At 63.6% G+C, this 19,150-nt stretch carries 18 protein-coding genes; 14 read left to right on the top strand and 4 right to left on the bottom strand.

Annotation, left to right across the window (positions count from 1 at the left end):
* Window positions 1-65: 65 nt before the first annotated feature.
* Window positions 66-767: a ribosome biogenesis GTP-binding protein YihA/YsxC gene (yihA, locus tag ACS13N_RS05425; RefSeq protein WP_438930738.1), complete on the bottom strand. Its 702-nt coding sequence runs from the start codon at window positions 765-767 to the stop codon at window positions 66-68.
* A gap of 256 nt (window positions 768-1,023) precedes the next feature.
* Between yihA and ACS13N_RS05420 the strand changes: the two genes are divergently transcribed.
* The 8 genes from ACS13N_RS05420 to msrQ all read left to right on the top strand — a co-directional run bounded on the left by ACS13N_RS05420 (window position 1,024) and on the right by msrQ (window position 8,949).
* Window positions 1,024-1,683 carry a c-type cytochrome gene (locus ACS13N_RS05420; RefSeq protein WP_438930737.1) on the top strand — a complete coding sequence of 220 codons (660 nt, stop codon included), beginning with the start codon at window positions 1,024-1,026 and terminating at the stop codon, window positions 1,681-1,683.
* 111 nt (window positions 1,684-1,794) lie between these two features.
* Window positions 1,795-3,984 (top strand): cytochrome c biogenesis protein ResB, encoded by a 2,190-nt coding sequence (locus ACS13N_RS05415; protein WP_438930736.1) that lies wholly within the window; start codon window positions 1,795-1,797, stop codon window positions 3,982-3,984.
* A gap of 7 nt (window positions 3,985-3,991) precedes the next feature.
* The gene (gene ccsB / locus ACS13N_RS05410) at window positions 3,992-5,182 is read left to right on the top strand and encodes a c-type cytochrome biogenesis protein CcsB (protein ID WP_438930735.1); all 1,191 of its coding nucleotides are present in this window, start codon (window positions 3,992-3,994) and stop codon (window positions 5,180-5,182) included.
* A gap of 101 nt (window positions 5,183-5,283) precedes the next feature.
* Window positions 5,284-5,712: a COG4315 family predicted lipoprotein gene (locus tag ACS13N_RS05405; RefSeq protein WP_438930734.1), complete on the top strand. Its 429-nt coding sequence runs from the start codon at window positions 5,284-5,286 to the stop codon at window positions 5,710-5,712.
* A 28-nt stretch (window positions 5,713-5,740) separates the two neighbouring features.
* A complete protein-coding gene (locus ACS13N_RS05400) occupies window positions 5,741-6,298 on the top strand; it encodes an RNA polymerase sigma factor (protein ID WP_438930733.1) in 558 nt (185 codons plus the stop codon).
* Between the two features lie 8 nt (window positions 6,299-6,306).
* Complete coding sequence (locus ACS13N_RS05395) at window positions 6,307-7,182, top strand: anti-sigma factor family protein (RefSeq protein ID WP_438930732.1); 876 nt, start codon at window positions 6,307-6,309, stop codon at window positions 7,180-7,182.
* Between the two features lie 99 nt (window positions 7,183-7,281).
* Window positions 7,282-8,277, top strand: a complete 996-nt coding sequence (msrP, locus tag ACS13N_RS05390) for a protein-methionine-sulfoxide reductase catalytic subunit MsrP (RefSeq protein WP_438930731.1) — start codon at window positions 7,282-7,284, stop codon at window positions 8,275-8,277.
* Between the two features lie 12 nt (window positions 8,278-8,289).
* Window positions 8,290-8,949 (top strand): protein-methionine-sulfoxide reductase heme-binding subunit MsrQ, encoded by a 660-nt coding sequence (msrQ, locus tag ACS13N_RS05385; RefSeq protein WP_438930730.1) that lies wholly within the window; start codon window positions 8,290-8,292, stop codon window positions 8,947-8,949.
* Between the two features lie 65 nt (window positions 8,950-9,014).
* Here msrQ and lysA read toward each other — a convergent pair whose 3' ends face one another.
* Both lysA and lptM read right to left on the bottom strand, forming a co-directional pair.
* Entirely contained in the window at window positions 9,015-10,274 is a 1,260-nt protein-coding gene (gene lysA, locus ACS13N_RS05380; RefSeq protein WP_438930729.1) for a diaminopimelate decarboxylase, read from the bottom strand.
* A 66-nt stretch (window positions 10,275-10,340) separates the two neighbouring features.
* Window positions 10,341-10,571, bottom strand: coding sequence for an LPS translocon maturation chaperone LptM (gene lptM / locus ACS13N_RS05375; RefSeq protein ID WP_438930728.1), 231 nt, complete (start codon window positions 10,569-10,571; stop codon window positions 10,341-10,343).
* 126 nt (window positions 10,572-10,697) lie between these two features.
* Between lptM and cyaY the strand changes: the two genes are divergently transcribed.
* Entirely contained in the window at window positions 10,698-11,039 is a 342-nt protein-coding gene (gene cyaY / locus ACS13N_RS05370) for an iron donor protein CyaY (RefSeq protein ID WP_438930727.1), read from the top strand.
* Between the two features lie 69 nt (window positions 11,040-11,108).
* On the opposite strand, the gene ACS13N_RS05365 is transcribed toward cyaY, so the two are convergent.
* Window positions 11,109-13,532, bottom strand: coding sequence for a penicillin-binding protein 1A (locus tag ACS13N_RS05365; RefSeq protein WP_438930726.1), 2,424 nt, complete (start codon window positions 13,530-13,532; stop codon window positions 11,109-11,111).
* Window positions 13,533-13,974: 442 nt separating this feature from the next.
* Between ACS13N_RS05365 and pilM the strand changes: the two genes are divergently transcribed.
* From pilM to pilQ, 5 genes are read left to right on the top strand one after another with little or no spacing between them, the layout of a single operon-like run.
* Window positions 13,975-15,045, top strand: a complete 1,071-nt coding sequence (gene pilM, locus ACS13N_RS05360; protein ID WP_438932796.1) for a type IV pilus assembly protein PilM — start codon at window positions 13,975-13,977, stop codon at window positions 15,043-15,045.
* 9 nt (window positions 15,046-15,054) lie between these two features.
* A complete protein-coding gene (locus ACS13N_RS05355; protein ID WP_438930725.1) occupies window positions 15,055-15,684 on the top strand; it encodes a PilN domain-containing protein in 630 nt (209 codons plus the stop codon).
* Between the two features lie 2 nt (window positions 15,685-15,686).
* On the top strand, window positions 15,687-16,346 hold the full coding sequence (locus ACS13N_RS05350; RefSeq protein ID WP_438930724.1) for a type 4a pilus biogenesis protein PilO: 660 nt from the start codon (window positions 15,687-15,689) through the stop codon (window positions 16,344-16,346).
* A complete protein-coding gene (locus ACS13N_RS05345) occupies window positions 16,343-16,888 on the top strand; it encodes a pilus assembly protein PilP (RefSeq protein WP_438930723.1) in 546 nt (181 codons plus the stop codon). The genes ACS13N_RS05350 and ACS13N_RS05345 overlap by 4 nt, the downstream gene beginning before the upstream one ends.
* Window positions 16,889-16,890: 2 nt before the next feature.
* Window positions 16,891-19,038 carry a temperature dependent type IV pilus secretin PilQ gene (pilQ, locus tag ACS13N_RS05340; protein WP_438932795.1) on the top strand — a complete coding sequence of 716 codons (2,148 nt, stop codon included), beginning with the start codon at window positions 16,891-16,893 and terminating at the stop codon, window positions 19,036-19,038.
* Window positions 19,039-19,150: the final 112 nt, after the last annotated feature.

Genomic DNA, 19,150 nt, shown 5'->3' with positions numbered 1-19,150 from the left:
GCTGGTGCAGCGTCCCCCGCGGCTCCTCCCTGACGCGGGTTCCCATCGATGGCTCGATGGGGTCGTTACCCCCGTTGCGCGTTTGGCGACGGGGTTTTTTTTGCCTGCTCGGCTTGCGGTGCCGGCGCGGAAGCCTCTGGCAGGCACAGCCAGCCTGCGACAATTCGCTGCGCCTCTTCGATGCCGCGACGCTTCAGGCTGGAGAACAACTGCACCGTGAGTGACACGTCACCTTCGATCTGCGCACGGTAGTCGGCGAGCACCTTGCGTGCGGCCATCAGTGAGCGCGAGGCGTCGTTGTTGGTCAGCTTGTCTGCCTTGGTGAGCAGCACGTGGATCGGCTTACCCGTCGGCAGGAACCACTCGACCATCTGGCAATCGAGGTCGGTGAAGGGGCGACGCGCATCCATCATGATGACCAGGCCGGCCAACTGCTGGCGTGCCTGGACGTAGTCACCCAGCAGGTGGACCCAGTGCGATTTGGTCTCGCCGGGCGCTTCGGCATAGCCGTAGCCGGGCAAGTCGACCAGAAAGCCGAGCGGATCCTCCGCCTTGGCCGGCATCACCGAGAAGTAATTGATGTGCTGCGTGCGGCCGGGCGTCTTACTGGAGAACGCCAGCCGCTTCTGATTGCACAGAATATTGATCGCGGTGGACTTGCCTGCGTTGGAGCGGCCCGCAAACGCGACTTCCGGCACGGCGGTCGCCGGTAAATCACGCAAATGATTGACGGTGATGAAGAAACGGGCTTGATGCAGGAGCGACATGCGCGGCAGTACCTGTAGACTGCAGTTCAGAACTGCGTGGTTGCTGCGCCGCGAGGTCGCATTGCAGAGGTGTTATTGTACAATACGCCGGTTTACGGACGTCCCCACCAGATCCGTCGCAGGACCGCCCCGAGGCCCGGGCCGGTCCGTTTTCATGCACGGATTCGGTACGAGGAGAAGGGGATGCCCGGCGCCGCAGGGTCCGGCATTGGGCGGCGCACGCAGCATTCGAAAACAATCTAAACAAGGTGTGCGAATGAACCGCATCGCGAACGTTTTTGCTGTCGCAGCGCTGTCCCTGGCATCGGCCCTTTCCGTGGCCCACGCTGAAGAACAAAAGGTTGCCAAAGCCGATGCTGCGCGCGGCGAAACGCTCTTCAACGCCGGTGTTCCCGCCAATGGCGTGCCGGCCTGCACGAGCTGCCACGGTGCGGGCGGCAACAGCGCAATGAACGTCAACCCGAAGCTGGCGGGTCAGCACGCTGAATACGTCGAGAAGCAACTCAAGGATTTCAAGGCCAAGACCGATCGTAACCATGCGGTCATGTCGCTGTACGCGGGCGCGCTGTCCGATCAGGACATGAAGGACATTGGCGCGTACCTGGGCAAGCAGGCGGCCTGGAAGCCGGGTTCGGCCAAGAGCAAGGACACCATCGAGCTGGGCCAGAAGCTGTATCGCGGCGGTGACGCCAAGCGCGGCATCGCGGCATGCGCAGGCTGCCACGGCCCGACCGGTGCCGGCATCCCGGCGCAGTATCCGCGTATTGCAGGCCAGTTCTCTGAGTACACCGAGGCGCAGCTGGTGGCGTTCCAGAACGGCACGCGCAAGAACAGCGTGCAGATGCATGACTTGGCCAACCGTATGACGACCGAGCAGATCAAGGCTGTGGCCGATTACGTCGCCGGCCTGCGTTAATCTGCCGCACCCGACCGTCTGGCAGGCGGTCGCACAATCAACAAGAAGAACAGGGTGGCAATGCGCCTGGCATCGCCGCCCTGTTTTCGTTTCTGAACAGGTTTTCTTCGCATGCCTTCGGTCTCCACTTCCGGCGTCCAGATCCGCTCCCGCCGTCGCGCACTGCGCGAGACGGTCGAGCTGCTGTCGTCGATGCGCTTTGCGATCAGTCTGCTGACGGTCATCGCCATCGCCAGCGTGATCGGCACGGTGCTCAAGCAGAACGAGCCGTACCCGAACTATGTCAACCAGTTCGGGCCGTTCTGGGCGGAGGTGTTTCGCTCGCTGACGCTGCCCACGGTGTATAGCGCGTGGTGGTTCCTGCTGATCCTGGCGTTTCTGGTGGTGTCGACCTCGTTGTGTATCGTGCGCAATGCGCCCAAGATGCTGGCCGACATGCGTGCCTGGCGCGAGAACGTGCGCGAGGGCAGCCTGCGCGCGTTCCATCATAAAGACGAATTCGACACGCCGGCCGATACGGCTACCGTCACGGCACGCCTGGCCGCGCTGGCGCAGAATCGCGGCTTTCGCATCAAGGCTTTCTCGCGCGACGGCGGTGCCACGCTCATCACGGCCAAGGCCGGTGCGGGCAACAGGATCGGTTACATCCTGGCGCACGCGGCGATCGTCGTCATCTGCATTGGCGGGTTGCTCGATGGCGACATGATGATCCGCGCGCAGATGTGGTTTGGCGGCAAGTCGCCCATCAAGGGCAATGCGGTCATCAGCGAGATTGGGCCGGAGCATCGGCTGACCACCGCCAACCCGGGTTTCCGCGGCAACGCGTTTGTGCCGGAGGGCTCGACCGTCAGCACGGCCATCCTGAACATTGCTGACGGCGCGTTGATCCAGGACCTGCCGTTCATGATCACGCTCAAGAAGTTCACCGTTGAGCATTACTCGACCGGCATGCCCAAGCTGTTCGCCAGCGACATCGTCGTGACCGACCGCCGCACCGGCAAGCAGGTCGATGCGCGTGTCGAGGTGAACAAGCCGTTCGTGTATGACGGCGTGGCGATCTACCAATCGAGCTTTGAAGACGGCGGTTCCAAGCTCAAGCTGACCGGCTTTCCCATGCTGGGGGGCGACGCCAAGACGTTCACGCTGTCCGGCGTTGTTGGCCAGGACACCAAGCTGACTGGTCACGGCGCGGACTACATGGTCGAGTTCACCGACTTCCGCCTGATGAACATCGAGACGGTGACGGACGCCTCCGGCAAGCCCGACGCACGCGGTGTCGGCAAGAAGGGCGGCAATGCGAGCGGTCTGCGCGCAGAACTGGGCAACGTCACCAAGATGACCCGCGACCGCGACCTGCGCAATGTCGGCCCGTCGGTGCAGTACAAGCTGCGCGACGCGAACGGCCAGGCGCGCGAGTTCAGCAACTACATGCTGCCGGTCACGCTCGACGGGCAGTCGGTGTTCCTGGCGGGCATGCGCACGCAGCCGGACGAGCCGTTCCGTTATCTGCGTATCCCGGCGGATGCGCAAGGCACGGTGAACGATTGGATGCGCCTGCGCGCCGCGCTGCAAAACCCGACGATGCGTGCAGAGGCGGCGCGCCGCTTTGCGCTGCTCTCCATGCCCGGCGCTGATCGTGCGGCACTGCGCAGCCAGTTGACTGACAGCGCACGCCGTGCGCTCGACCTGTTTGCTGGTGCGGCCGCTGATCTGAAAGACGCCCCCGCTGAGGCGCAAGGTGGTTTTTCGGCCATCGCTACGTTCTTGCAGAAATCGGTGCCCGAAGGCGAGCGCGAGAAGGCGGCCGACGTGCTGATGAAGATCATCAACAGCGCGATGTGGGAACTGTGGCAACTGGCCCGCGCGCAGGATGGCCTGCCCGCGCCCACCGTTGATGCGGCAAGCAGCCAGTGGCTGCAGACCGCGATCAATTCGCTGTCGGACAATGCCTTCTACGGCGCCCCTGTGTATCTGCAGCTGGCTGACTTCCAGCAGGTGCAGGCCAGCGTGTTCCAGCTCACGCGTGCGCCGGGCAAGAACATCGTGTATCTTGGGTCGTTGCTGCTGGTGCTGGGCGTGTTCTCGATGTTCTACGTACGGGAGCGCCGCTGGTGGCTGTGGATCAAACCGCAATCCGGTGATTCCACCTCCGGCGCACATGTGCTGACCGCCATGTCGACCATGCGCCGCACGCTCGACTTCGACCGCGAGTTCGAGCGCCTCAAGCACGATATCCGCGCCGTGACGGGCGCCCCAGGTGCCGCCAGTGCAGCGGACGCCGACCCCAAACCAATGAAGTGAGCAGGTGATGGAAGCGACCAATCCTCCCCAAACGTCTGTGGCGAGCGCTGATCTGGGTGCACTAGAACGCCCGTCGTATTTCCGCCGGCTGGGCTGGTTTGACTGGCTGTTTGCCGCGTTGCTGGCTGCCGGCGCCGGTTTCGCCTTCTCGCGCTACGGTGCCTACATGGATGGCTACGAGCGCGGCATTCTCGTCGCGGCTGTCCCCGCCTTCGCATGGCTGGGCTGGACATGGAAGCCGGTGCGGGTGCTGATGATCGGCATTGCCGTGCTGTCGCTGTTCGGCATCTCGCAATACAGTGGTGCGAACGGCCCTGAACTCGCCCGCGCTGAGCACGCCTTCTTCCTCAAATACTTCCTTGCCAGTCAGTCGGCCATCCTGTGGATGAGCGCGCTGATCTTCCTGTCCACGCTGTTCTTCTGGACGGGCTTGGCGCTGCGCTGGGAAGCGGGCGGCTCGATCGGCAGCAAGCTGTGCTGGGCCGCTGTGGTGCTGGGTCTGACCGGCATGCTGGTGCGCTGGTACGAGTCCTATCTGGTGGGGGCGGATATCGGCCACATCCCCATCTCGAACCTCTACGAAGTCTTCATCCTCTTCACACTGATCACGTCGCTGTTCTACCTGTACTACGAGCAGCGCTACAAGACGCGCGCTCTGGGTCCGTTCGTGATGCTGGTGGTGTCGGCGGCGGTGGGCTTCCTGCTGTGGTACACGGTGTCGCGCGGCGCGCAGGAGATCCAGCCGCTGGTGCCGGCGCTGCAAAGCTGGTGGATGAAGATTCACGTGCCGGCCAACTTCATTGGCTACGGCACGTTTGCGCTGGCTGCCATGGTGGGCGCGGCCTACCTGCTCAAGGAGCACGGCGTTCTGGCTGACCGTCTGCCGTCGCTCGAAGTGCTGGATGACGTGATGTACAAGGCCATCACCGTTGGCTTTGCATTCTTCACCATCGCTACGATCCTGGGTGCGCTGTGGGCAGCGGATGCCTGGGGCGGCTACTGGAGCTGGGACCCGAAGGAAACCTGGGCGCTGATCGTCTGGCTGAACTATGCCGCTTGGCTGCACATGCGCCTCATGAAGGGCCTGCGTGGGCGTATGGCGGCGTGGTGGGCGCTGATCGGCCTGCTGGTGACGACCTTTGCCTTCCTGGGCGTGAACATGTTCCTGTCGGGCCTGCACAGCTACGGCGAACTCTAAGTCACAAAAAATCCTCAGCGGACTGGAATAAAGACGCGCCCCGCGTGTTTACTGCTCTGTGAGGGCGCGACTTCCGCGCCCCTCCATCCAAGGAGAACAAGATGAGCCAGTCCGCAGCTTTCCCCCTGTTGTCCAATGTACGCCTAGCGCTTGGCGGGGCTGTAGCACTTGCCGCCCTGGGGCTGGCCGGTTGCAGCAGCATGGGCATGGGGATGTCGTCTACGCCGTCGGCCGTCAAGGTGGCGAATGGTGCGCTCACCGATCAGCACGGCATGTCGCTGTACACGTTCGACCGTGACACCACCGCCGGCAAGAGCGCCTGCAACGGCAACTGCCCGAACGTCTGGCCGCCGCTGGCAGCCAATGACGCTGACAAGGCTTCCGGCGACTACGCCATCATCATGCGCGACGACGGCAAGAAACAGTGGGCCTATCGCGGCAAGCCGCTCTACCTGTTCAGCAAGGACAAGATGCCCGGCGACCAGACCGGCGATGGTTTCCTGAACATGTGGCACGTCGCCAAGCCGTAAGCGTACGACCTGTCATCCTCGCGCACCCATGACCGACCTCGCCGGCCGCCTGATCGCGCTGACACCGCGTCTGCGCCGTCATGCCCGCGGCCTGGTGGGGGACGCCACCCGTGCCGATGATCTCGTGCAGGACACCCTGGAACGCGCTTGGCGCTACCGCTGGCGGTTCCAGTTGCGCCCGAGGTTGGGTGCAGGGTTCAGCGGAGGTGGCGGCGAGAGCGACGGGCTGTTCGCGTGGCTGCTGACCATCATGCATCGTCTGCACCTGAACGCCGTGCGCCGGCCGGATCGGATCGAACTGACCGACACCCCGCCTGACATCCCCGTCAATGAAGACCCCGGCCAGCGCCGCGATCTGCTGCGCGCGCTGGCTGCGCTGCCGGAGGATCAACGCGCCGTGTTGCTGCTCGTCGGGCTGGAGCAGCTCGCCTACAAGGAAGCTGCTGACGTGCTGGGCGTGCCGCTGGGCACGGTGATGTCGCGCCTGTCGCGAGCGCGCGAGCGGATGCGTGTGGCGCTGGAGGGGACGTCCAACGCGCCGGGGTCTTCCGGTGATGGCAGCACCGCGCTGCACCGAGTGAAGTGAGGCCGACCATGTCTGCCGATTCGATCCATATCGACGAACTCCATGCCTACGCCGACGGTCGGCTGGCCGCCGCGCGCCGTGCCGCCGTGGAGGCGTACCTTGCCGCGCACCCCGGCGCCGCTGCCGAGGTGGCCGGCTGGCGCACGACCGATGCGCAGCTCCATCGCGAGCTCGATCCGCTGCTCAACGAGCCGGTGCCGCCGCGACGCATTCCGGCGGCCATCCTGGCAGCGGCACAGCAACCGCAAGCTGCGCGCGGCTTCGGCGCAATGCGAGGCTGGAGCATGTTGGCGCTGGGTGTGGCGTGCTTGGCGATCGGTACCGGCGTGGGCTGGCTCGGCCGGGGTGCGGTGGAGGGCACCGTGCCGATGCAACGTTTTGCCAACGACGCACTTGTGTCGCACGTCGTCTTCTCGCCCGAGTCCAAGCATATGGTGGAGGTGCCGGCCAACGAAGAGGCGCATCTCGTCACATGGCTGTCGCGGCGGCTGGATGCGCAACTGCACGTTCCCGACCTGACGCCGCTTGGCTACCGCCTCATTGGTGGGCGTCAGACTGTGGTGGCCGATGCGCCCACGGCCATGCTGATGTACGAGGGGCCGGACGGCACGCGCATTTCCGTGCAGTTGCGGCGCATGCCGAACAACCGCGACACCGGTTTCCGCCTGGAAACACTGACGCCGGACAACCGTGTGCTGCAGGCGGTCCACCCGGCGGTCGATCACCCGCAGCCCATGGCGTTCTACTGGGCGGATCACGGGCTTGGGTTTGCCGTCTCGGGGCCGTTGGCACGGACGCAGCTGCTGGAAGTGGCGCAGACTGTGTTCCGGCAGTACAGCGAATTCACTGGGCCCGTGTCCGAAGCAGCGCAGAAAAAGGAATAGCGCTGCAGAAATTTTTTCGCCGCGCGCTGTCAGGTCGGCGGCGCCGGTGCGACCAAGACACATGGGAGCGAGACTCCCGCACAACGAGGACCACCGATCATGCTGATCAAGACCGACTGCTGGCTGCGCGGCGAAGACATCCCCGCTGGTGAGATCACCCCGCAGCACATCTTCGAGCAGCGCCGCCGCTTCATGATGGCCGCCGCCATGGGCGCGGCCGGTGCGACGCTGGCACCTTGGGCATCGCGCGAGGCATTCGCCGCCAACGCACCGCTGGCCAAGCTGGCCGCCAAGCCCAACCCGGCTTACACGATCGTCGAGAAAGCCACACCGTACGACCAGGTCACCACGTACAACAACTTCTACGAGTTCGGCACCGACAAGTCCGACCCCGCACGCTACGCTGGCACGCTGCGCCCGCACCCCTGGCAGGTCAGCGTGGAAGGGCTGGTAAAGACGCCCAAGACCTACGATTTGGATGACCTGATCAAGCTCGCGCCGATGGAGGAGCGCGTCTACCGCCTGCGCTGCGTCGAGGGCTGGTCGATGGTGATTCCGTGGGTGGGCTTTCCGCTGGCCGAGCTGATCAAGCGCGTGGAGCCGCTGGGTAGCGCCAAGTACATCCAGTTCATCTCGCTGGCTGACAAGCGGCAGATGCCCGGCGTCAGCAGCCCCGTGCTGGAGTGGCCGTACAGCGAAGGTCTGCGCTTGGACGAAGCGATGCACCCGCTCGCGCTGCTGACGTTTGGCCTCTACGGCCAGGTGCTGCCGAACCAGAACGGCGCGCCGGTGCGCGTGATCGTGCCGTGGAAGTACGGCTTCAAGAGCGCCAAGTCCATCGTCAAGATTCGCTTTGTCGACAAGCAGCCGCCCACCAGTTGGAACATTGCCGCGTCCAACGAATACGGCTTCTACTCCAACGTGAACCCGACCGTGGATCACCCGCGTTGGAGCCAGGCCACCGAGCGCCGCATCGGCGAGGACAAGGGCGGCTTTGGCGGCCTGTTCGCACCCAAGCGCAAGACGCTGATGTTCAACGGCTACGACCAGGTCGCCCCGCTGTACGCGGGCATGGATCTGCGCAAGAACTTCTGAGGACGTGACGACATGAAACTGCTGCCGCCCATGCTGTCGCCCAGGCAACTGCGCGTGCTGAAGATCGCCGTATGGCTGGTGGCGCTCGTGCCGTTCCTGCGCATCGTCTTTCTGGGGGCGACCGACCAGTTCGGGCCGAATCCGCTGGAGTTCGTCACGCGCTCGACCGGCACGTGGACGCTGGTGCTGCTGTGCTGCACGCTGGCCGTCACGCCACTGCGCCGGCTCACGGGCATGAATTGGCTGATCCGCATCCGTCGCATGCTGGGGCTGTACACGTTCTTCTACGGCACGATCCACTTCCTGATCTGGCTGCTGGTCGATCGCGGGCTGGATCCGGCGTCGATGTTGAAGGACATCATCAAGCGTCCGTTCATCACGGTGGGTTTTGCAGCCTTCGTGTTGATGATTCCGCTGGCGGCGACGTCCACCAACGCGATGGTCAAGCGCCTGGGTGGCAAGCGCTGGCAGTGGCTGCACCGTCTCGTGTATGTGACTGGCGTGCTCGGCATCCTGCATTACTGGTGGCACAAGGCCGGCAAGCATGACTTTGCTGAAGTGTCGATCTACGCTGCGGTGATGGCGGTGTTGCTGGGGTTGCGCGTTTGGTGGGCATGGCGTGGTGCGCGGCAAAGCGCCATGGTCGCCGGTGCAATGCCGGCGCGTGATTGACTGGCGCGGATCGCCAAAGAAAAAGCCTCGCAGTTGCGAGGCTTTTTCTTTGCAGTGATGCTGCCCTATGCCGGGAACAGATGCTCGCCGCGGATCTGGTCTTCAAAGCGCTCGCGTTCGCGCGCCAGGTGCACCTTGTCGCCATCAACGATGACTTCCGCCGCACGGTTGCGCGTGTTGTAGTTCGAGCTCATCGTGAAGCCGTACGCACCGGCCGACAGGATCGCCAGCAGGTCACCAGCTTGCACGGCCAGCGAACGATCACGGCCGAGCCAGTCGCCCGACTCGCACACCGGGCCGACCACGTCGTAGACGACTGGCGCGCTTTCACCTTCGCGCACGGCAACGATGTGGTGATACGCCTCGTACATCGCCGGACGCGCCAGATCGTTCATCGCCGCATCAACGATGCAGAAGTTCTTGCTGGCACCCGGCTTGAGGTACTCGACGCGCGTGAGCAGCAGGCCAGCGTTGCCGACCAGCGAGCGGCCCGGCTCGAACAGCACGGTGCGATCGCTAAAGCCGCGCTGCTCGACGCGGTCCAGCAGTGTGCGCGCGAAGGCGGTGATGTCCGGCGGGGTCTCGTCGGTGTAGGTGATGCCCAGACCGCCGCCCACATCGATGTGCGACAGGCGGATGCCCTCGGCGTCCAGCTTGGCGACCACGTCGAGTACCTTGTCCAGCGCATCCAGGTACGGCGACACCTCGGTGATCTGCGAGCCGATATGGCAATCGATGCCGACCACGCGCAAGTTGGGCATGGCCGCGGCGGCGCGATAGGTCGGCAGCACCTCGTCGAAGGCCACGCCGAATTTGTTGCCCTTCAGGCCCGTCGAGATGTACGGGTGTGTCTTGGCGTCCACGTCCGGGTTGACACGCAGCGACACGGGGGCGGTTTTGCCCATCGATGCGGCCACATCGTTCAGACGGTGCAGCTCGGGGATCGATTCCACGTTGAAGCACGCCACGCCGACTTCCAGCGCGAAGCGCATTTCATCCGCGCTCTTGCCCACGCCTGAGAACACCACTTTCGACGCCGGTGCACCGGCGGCCAGCACGCGCTTGAGTTCACCGGCCGAGACGATGTCGAAGCCTGCCCCCAACTGCGCAAACACTTGCAGGACAGCGATGTTCGAGTTGGCTTTCACGGCGTACTGCACATGCGCGTTGCGGCTCTCGCACGCAGCAGCGTAGGCACGATAGTTGGATGTGAGCGCAGCGCGCGAATACACGTAGGTGGGCGTGCCGAACTGCGCGGCAATCGCGTCGAGCGCGACGCCTTCGATCATCAGGGTGCCGTCCTGGCGGATCAGGGACTCGGACATGAGTGGAGAGCAATCAAGGCGCTGCCGTGCATGAGGTGGGCGGCGCCGGTTGAAGAGAGAAGCGGATCAGCGGTTGGCTGGCACCGCGCTGGCAGGATTCGCCGCGGGTTTGGCACCCGGCACCGGCGGCTGCGGCACGGCGTTCGGGCCGGCAATGCCAGGGTCGGTGGTTTCAGGCGCGGTGGGTGCCGGCGGCACCTTCGGCATATAAAGCGGCCCGCGAATCCCGCAGCCGGATAGACCTGCGGCCGTCAGGGTCAGACCGACAGTGGCTACAATGGCTGCGATTCGTGTCATCGGATGGTGGTGCGGAAAAGAGCCCCAAGGGTGCAACCTTGCGGCAATCAGAGTCACATGGGGCGAGGCGCCAAACGGTCGAAAAAGGCCGGTATGCCGCGCCCGCGCAAGATTTTGGAGTGTAGCATGCCCCCCCTGACCGAATCGGAGTTCCTGGCCCTGGCCGACGCTGAGCTCAGCCGCATCGAAAGCATCGTCGAGATCGCCGCCAATGATGCGGACGCCGACATCGAAGTCAGCCGCGTCGGCAACGTGCTGACGCTCGAATTCGACGATGGCTCCAAGATCATCATCAACAGCCAGGCGCCGATGCAGGAACTGTGGGTGGCGGCACGCGCCGGCGGTTTCCACTTCCGCCACAGCGACGGCCGCTGGACCGACACGCGTAGCAGCGAAGAGCTGTACGTTGCCCTGTCGCGCTATGTCAGCCAGCAGTGCGAAGTGGATGTGACGCTGGCCGCCAACTAAGCGCTACGCGCATCCGCCGCACCAAACAAAAGCCGCCCCGAAGGGCGGCTTTTTCGTTGGCGACGGCGCTTAGTTGCCGCGGAACATGTCGAGAATCTTCTGCTTCTCCTGTTCCGGTGTCGGCGCCAAATTGATGCCGGGCTGCGGTTGGTCGCCGCCGGGTGCAGAGGCAGGTCCCGACGCGCCGGGCATTGCATCGCCCAGGCCCACCGAGGCGATACCCTGGCCGTTGGCGTATTCCTCGTAGGCCCAGTCGCCGGCCATCTGCACCACGCCTTCGGGCGGCTGACGCTCCGTTTGCGGTTCGCCCTTGAGGGCGTAGCTCATATAGTTGATCCAGATCGGCAGGGCCAGGCCACCACCGGTTTCGCGGTCACCCAGGCTGCGCGGGTTGTCGTAGCCCATCCAGGCCACGCCGACCAGCTTGGGCGTATAGCCGCAGAACCACGCGTCGAACGAGTCGTTGGTCGTGCCCGTCTTGCCGGCCATGTCGTTGCGGCCAAGCTTGACCTTGGCCTGGTAGCCCGTGCCGTTCGCCACCACGCTGCGCAGCAGCGAGTCCATGATGAAGTCGTTGCGCGGATCGATCACGCGGACGGCGTCCTTGGAGGCCGTCATCGGGTGCGTCTGCTGGATGACCGTGCCGCGCGCATCGACCACGCGATCGATGATGTACGGATTCACGCGGTAGCCGCCGTTGGCGAACACCGAATACGCACCGGCCATCTGCAGGATCGTCACCGAGCCTGCGCCCAGCGCCATCGGTAGATAGGCCGGGTGCTTGTCCGCCTCGAAGCCGAAGCGCGTGATGTACTGCTGCGCGTACTGCGTACCGATGGTGCGCAGGATACGCACAGACACGAGGTTCTTCGACTTCTGCAGCGCGCGGCGCATCGTCATCGGGCCGTCGTAGCCGCCGCCGTAGTTCTTGGGTTCCCACACCTGGCCGCCGGTGTCGCCGGTCGGGATCGACAGCGGCGCATCGTTGATCACCGTCGACGGCGAGAAGCCCTTGTCCACCGCTGCCGAATAGATGAATGGCTTGAAGCTCGAACCCGGCTGGCGCCAGGCCTGCGTAACGTGGTTGAACTTGCTGCGGTTGAAGTCGAAGCCGCCGACCATCGAGTAGATCGCGCCCGTCTGCGGGTCCAGCGAGACAAAGCCCGAGGCCACTTCCGGCAACTGCGTGATCGACCATTTCTGCGTCTTGGTGTCCTGGGTCACACGGATGACCGCGCCCGGACGCAGCTTGATCTTCGGTTGTGCATTGGCCGACAGTGCGGCCTGTGCAAACCGCAGACCATCGCCCGCCAAGTCGATCGTCTCACCCGACAGCATCGTCGCGCGCACCAGCTTGGGTGCCACGCTCACCACCACCGCCGATTGCAGATCGTCGCTGCTCGGGTGTTCCAGCAGGGCGTCGTCGATGGCCTGTTCGCGGTCGTCCGCGTCGGCCGGCAGATCGATGAAGGCTTCGGGGCCGCGGTAACCGTGACGGCGCTCGTAGTCGAGAATGCCGCGGCGCACCGATTGATACGCGACGTCCTGGTCGCCCTTGCGCAGCGTCGTGTAGACGTTCAGGCCGCGTGTGTAGGTTTCTTCGCGGTATTGCGCGTACATGAGCTGACGTACCATTTCCGCCACGTACTCAGCGTGCACGTCGAATTCATGGCCCTCGCTGCGCACCGGCAGTTGCTCGTTGATGGCCTGTGTGTACTGCTCCGGCGTGATGTAGTGCAGGTCGCGCATGCGCTGCAGGATGTACTCCTGGCGCACCTTGGCGCGCTTGGGGTTCACCACCGGGTTGTACGCCGACGGCGCCTTCGGCAGACCGGCCAGCATGGCGGCCTCGGCCAGGGTGATGTCCTTGATGTTCTTGCCGAAGTAGATCTGCTCAGCGCTGGCAAAGCCGTACGCGCGCTGGCCCAGGTAGATCTGGTTCATGTACAGCTCGAGGATCTGGTCCTTGCTCAGGCTGGCCTCGATCTTGTACGAGAGCAGCATCTCGTAGATCTTGCGCGTGAACGTCTTCTCGCTCGAGAGGAAGAAGTTGCGCGCCACCTGCATGGTGATGGTCGACGCGCCTTGCGACAGGCCGCCGTGCAGATTGGCCAGGCCCGCGCGCAGCACGCCAACGAAGTCCACGCCGCCGTGCTCATAGAAGCGATCGTCCTCGATGGCGAGCACCGCGCGCTTCATTACGTCGGGTATCTGCGCGATCGGCACGAAGCTGCGGCGTTCCTCGCCGAACTCGCCGATCAGGACGTTATCGGCGGTGTACACGCGCAGCGGAATCTTCGGACGGTAATCGGTAATGACGTCGAGCGACGGCAGGTTGGGCGCGGCCACCAGCAGGGCATAGCCCACCAGCAGCGCCCCGACGACCCCCATGGCAACGAACAGGCCGAGCATCCAGAGAAGCAGGCGCGCCCACAGCGGGCGGCGGGCTTTGGGCGGCTTGGGCGAAGCTGGGGTGGTTTGGGCAGTAGCCATTACAAAGGGTGTCTGTCAGCGTGGCGGCGATTATATCTTCGGGACTGATGGGGTCCGGCTGGAGAGGGCGTAACAGCGCGTAACGACTGTCACGCCGGCGGTGCGCGCTGCACTTGTGCGGCGTACCCAGCACTGCTTGCGCGCGAATTGTGCGCTTGCACTAGCCTGATTCAAGGCCGTGAAGAATCCGCCGTTAGAAGTAGACGAAGCGGAAAGCAAGTCAGACGAAAGGGGTATCCCCCGACCGTGGGGTTTTGACAACGCTTTGCGAATCGGCGCCTGCGAAATGCGTCGCGGTCTGTCGGAGCGTTTGCCTGTTCTAAAGGATTTTGTGAGAATCCAGCAGCAAATCCATGCAGGCTATGGCGCACGTTGGACGGGTAACGGGCGCCACGGTTCAAAAATATATAAACGGTGGGGTGTCTCTGTGCGACGGGGTTTGTTGTCCGGCCTGCTGCGCCGCAATATCGTCGGGATTGATATCGGGTCTTCCAGCGTCAAAGTGGTGGAGCTATCCGCCAATGGCAAGCAGGGGGATTTCCGTCTCGAGAAATGCGCCAGCGAGCTGATTGAACGCAGTGCCGTAGCTGACGGCAATCTGGTCAATATCGATGCGGTGGGCAGCGCGCTCAAGCGCGCCATCGCCAAGGCAGGCATCCGCAGCAAGGATGCCGTACTGGCCATTCCTTCCAGCCTGACGGAATCGCAAACCGTCAGCCTGCCTGACAACCTGAGCGAAGACGAGCTCTTCGTACAGGTCGAGAGCGAAGCCAACCGGCTGTTTCCGCCCTCGCAGAACGTCAATTTCGACTATGTGGTGATCGGTCCGTCCGAAACCGAGGGCGGGATCGGCGTGCGCGTGACGGCGACTGTTTCCGAGCGTGTGACCGAGCGCGTGACCGCTGCCGAGATGGCCGGACTGAAGCCGATCGTCATGGACGTGGAGGAAAACGCCATCCAGCGCGCCATGACGCACATGCTGGCGGTCAAGTCGGATGCCTCCGAAACCGAGATGCGTGACATGCCCGTGGTGGCGATGTTCCATCTGGGCGGCGCCCGCTCGCACGCCCTGTTCTACCAAGGCTGGAAAGAGCTGTACGAGCAGCCGCTCTCGGGCTCGGGCGACCAGCTTACGCAGAGCATCTCGCGCCTGTTCTCGCTCGACTTGCTCAAGGCCGAGGTGAAGAAGCGCAAGAACACGCTGCCCGACGAATATCGCAGCCAACTGCTTAAACCGTCGCTGGAAACGCTGGCAATGGAAATCAGCCAAGCCATCCAGAACTTCATGTCGACCTCGAGCGTCGGCCGGGTCGACGAGATTGTGCTCTCGGGCGGCCACGCATCGCTGCTGGGTGTGCAGACCGCCATTCAGCAGCAGACGCAGATCAACACGACGCTGGCCAACCCGTTTGCCAATATGGGCGCGGCCAAGAACGTCAACGCGCGCTATCTGCAACGCGATCTGCCGGCGTACATCGTCAGCGCGGGCCTGGCCCTGCGCGGGCTGCAATAAGGAGGGGCGATGGCCAACGAAACCGTCAACGCGCTCCCGAGCGTCAACCTGCTGCCGTACCACGCCGAGCGGCGTGCGGACAAGCGCAAGAAGGTCTTCATGAGCCTGGGCGGCGCGGCCGTCGCGGGCGCCCTGGTGGTGTTCCTGGGCGGCATGGTGATCGATCACCAGACCGAAGAGGCGCAGCGCATCAACGACATCCTCACGCAGAAGAACGCGGAGATGGACAAGCAGATCGTTGAAGTGAACACGCTCAAGAAAGACATCGAAGACCTGCTGCAGCGTCAACAGGCTGTCGAAAGCCTGCAGAACGAGCGCAATCGTCCTGTGCAGTTGCTGGAAGAGCTGGTGCGCCAAGTGCCTGAGGGTGTCTATCTGACCTCGCTCAAGCAGGATGGTGACAAGTTCACGATTTCCGGCGTAGCGCAGTCGAATGAGCGCGTGTCGGACCTGCTGCGCAACCTGGGCGCGGTGTCCTGGCTGGACCGTGCCGAGTTGGGTGAATCCGTCGCCACCACGATGACGAACAACCTGAAGGAGCAGCGTCGTCTGTTCAATTTCACCGTCCGCTTCCAGTGGAAGGCTGAGGCGGCAACGCCCGCCAAGCCAGGTGCGGCCGGCGCAGGGGCAGGGAAATAATCATGGCGCTCTCGACCGAAATTTCGCTGGAAGACCTGGTCAGCCAGTTCCGTGGGCTGAACCTGAACGAGCCGGAAACGTGGCCGATCGGCCCGCGCATCCTGTTCATGATTCTCGCCGCCGTGCTCGTGATGGTGCTGGGCTGGCAGTTTTACTGGAGCGGCAAGTTCGACGAGCGCGATGCCAAGCGCACCGAGCAAGAGCAGTTGAAGTCCGCTTATCAGAGCAAGCTCGCACAGGTGGTGAACCTCGAGGCGCTGCGTAAGCAGAAGGCTGAGGTGGAGCAGCGCGTCGCCAAGCTAGAACTGCAACTGCCCAACAAGACCGAGATGGACGCGCTGCTGGCCGACGTCAACCACGCCGGTATCGCGCGTGGGCTGACCTTCGATCTGTTCCGTCCGTCGGCGGCCGTGGTCAAGCCGTACTACGCCGAGATTCCCGTCGCTGTAAAGGTGAACGGTCGCTACCACGACATGGCACTGTTCGCTGCGGACGTGGCGGCGCTGTCACGGATCGTCACGCTGCAGAACGTCGCACTGACCGGTACCAAGGACGGTGGCATGGTGATGGATGCGCGTGCGGAAGCGTATCGCGCGCTTGACCCGGATGAGCAGATCGCCCAGCGCAAGGCCAATGCTGCTGCCAAGGGGGGCGCCAAATGATGGGCCAGACCATGAGCCGCCGCCGGATGCCGCATCTTGTGCGTATTGTGCCGCTGTGCCTAGTTGTCGTACTGGGCGCTTGCGGGGCAAATGCGGATGACGAATTGCAGCAATGGATGCAGCAAGCACGCCAGAACGTGAGCACGACTGTGCCGCCGCTGCCGCAACCCAAACCTTACGCGCCGCGTGAATACACGACCACCAAGCAGACGGATCCGTTTAGTGTGCAGAAGGTGGCGGAGCTTTCGCGCGCGCAGAACGAATCGCCAGAACCGAATCGCCGTCGCGAACCGCTGGAAGACTATCCGCTGGAAGCCTTCCAATTGGTCGGGACGATGAAGCGCAACGGCGAGACGGAAGGCGTCCTGTCTGTCGGGGGCAAGACGCAGCACGTGCATGTGGGGCAGTACATCGGACAAAACTATGGTCGTATCGTCCGCATCGGCGATCAGGAACTCACCCTGCGTGAGCTGGTGCGCGAAGGCTCGACCGAATGGAAAGAAAAAATGACTACCCTGAAAGTTCAGGAGGGCGCGCAATGACGATGCGTCTCGTGAAGGGCGGCCTGGCGCAGGCAGCCCGAGTGGCCCGGGGGGGCGCAGCCGCATGGCTTTCGCTGTGCATGTTCATGGTGGCGGGGCAAGCGCTTGCGCAGCAGGCCGCCGCGTCCGGCAATGCCATCGAGAAGGTGGAGCAGGCTACGGCCGGTGAGTCCACTGTCGTGACCGTCACCTTGAAGGATGCACCTGCACAGAAGCCAGTGGAGTTCAGCACGCAGCAGCCAGCGCGCATCGCCATTGATTTCTTTGGTGCAGGCTTCGCCCAAGGGCGCGCCAACTATCAATATGGCGGCAAGTTGCTGCGCTCGGCCAACGTCGTGCAGATCGGCGACCGTACGCGTGTCGTGCTCGATCTGGCACGTCAGACGCAATACAAGTCAGAGGTTCGCGGCAACCAGTATGTGCTGACGCTGGAAGCAGCGCCGGTTGCAGCTGCCGTAGCTGCACCGACCTTCTCCGCGCCGGCACCCGTTGCTGGCGCCCAGCGCCCGGCGGTGCGCAATGTCGATTTCCGCCGGGGTGAAGATCTCGCCGGCCGCGTGGTGGTGGACCTGTCGACCGCGAACTCCGCGATCAACATTGCCCAGCAAGGCCAAAACCTAGTGGTCGACTTTGTTGGTGCGACGCTGCCGCAATCGCTGCGTCGTCGCTATGACGTGAGCGACTTCGGTACGCCCGTCCAAGCCATGCGCGCCACCGACAACGGCACCGGCGCACGCTTGATCATCGAGCCGCGCGGCAACTGGCAGTACAGCTCGTATCAGACCGACACGCAGTTTGTGGTGGAAGTGCGCCCGACCAAGGAGGATCCGAACAAGCTGATCTCCGGCCCCGGCTACCGCGGTGAGCGCTTGTCGCTGAACTTCCAGAACATCGACGTGCGTTCCCTGCTTCAGGTCTTTGCTGACTTCACCAACCTGAACATCGTCACTAGCGACAGCGTGACGGGCACTCTGTCGCTGCGTCTCAAGGACGTGCCTTGGGACCAGGCACTGCAGATCGTGCTGGATTCCAAGGGCCTGGCCTCTCGCCGCAACGGCAACGTGCTGTGGGTCGCGCCGCGCGGGGAACTGGCAACGAAAGAGAAGGCGGAACTGGAATCGCAGCAGCAAGTGAATGAGCTGGAGCCACTGCGCAGCCAGGTGTTCCGTCTGAACTATCAGCGTGCGGATGACGTGCGCAACATGCTGTTGGGTGGGGGGGCGGCGGCCGCCGCCGGTGGAGCGGCGGGCGGTACGGTATCTCGGATTCTCTCCAAGCGCGGCTCGCTGACTTCGGATGCGCGTACCAATCAGCTGTTTGTGTCGGACATCCCGAGCAAGCTGGAAGAGGTCCAGGCATTCCTGCAGAAGATCGACGTCCCGGTTCGTCAAGTGGTGATCGAGGCGCGCATTGTCGAGGCGACCGACTCGTTTAGCCGCAACCTGGGTGCCAAGCTAGGCTTTACCGCTAAGAACAACGGGGCTTCCGTCAGCAACACCTATGGCAACGTAACGGCGCCGCTCACGGGCGGCGCGGCCGACAACACCCCGGCGATCAGCTTCCCTGCCGCTCCTATCAACGGCGCGAACGCTGCAAGCTTGGCTGTCAGCCTGTTTAACGCGGGTGCTGGCCGTTTCCTGGCGCTGGAACTCTCGGCGCTGGAGGCAGATGGCCAAGGCAAGATCATCTCCAGCCCGCGCATTGTGACCGCCGACAACATCAAGGCGTTGATCGAGCAGGGTACTGAGATCCCGTATCAGCAGGCGACGTCTTCCGGGGCGACTGCGGTGCAGTTCAAGAAGGCCAACCTGAAGCTGGAGGTCACGCCGAAGATCACGCCGGACGGCAACATCTTCATGGATGTTGATGTCACCAAGGACAGCCCGAACACTAGCCTCGCGATTCCCGGCGGGATTGCTATCGACACCAAACATGTGCAGACACAAGTGCTGATCGAGAACGGCGGCACCGTGGTGATTGGTGGTATCTATACGCAGAATGAGTCCAACGGCGTGAGCAAAGTACCGCTGCTGGGCGACATTCCGGTGGTGGGCAACCTATTCAAGACCACAAGCAAGACCAACAACCGCACCGAGCTGCTGGTGTTCCTGACGCCGCGCGTGGTCTCCGACCAACTGTCGCTGAAGTAATCGGCAGCCCGGCGTTGTTATCCGCCAAGCCCGGCCTCCTCACGGAGCGCCGGGCTTTTTTGTGTTCTGCAACTGGGTTTGCGCTGGATGGTGGGGAAATGCCACTACAATC

The organism is Ralstonia sp. 24A2 (assembly GCF_051783885.1).
Lineage (GTDB): Bacteria > Pseudomonadota > Gammaproteobacteria > Burkholderiales > Burkholderiaceae > Ralstonia.
Note: the sequence above shows the minus strand (reverse complement) of the source record. Positions and strands in the feature narration are given on the sequence as shown.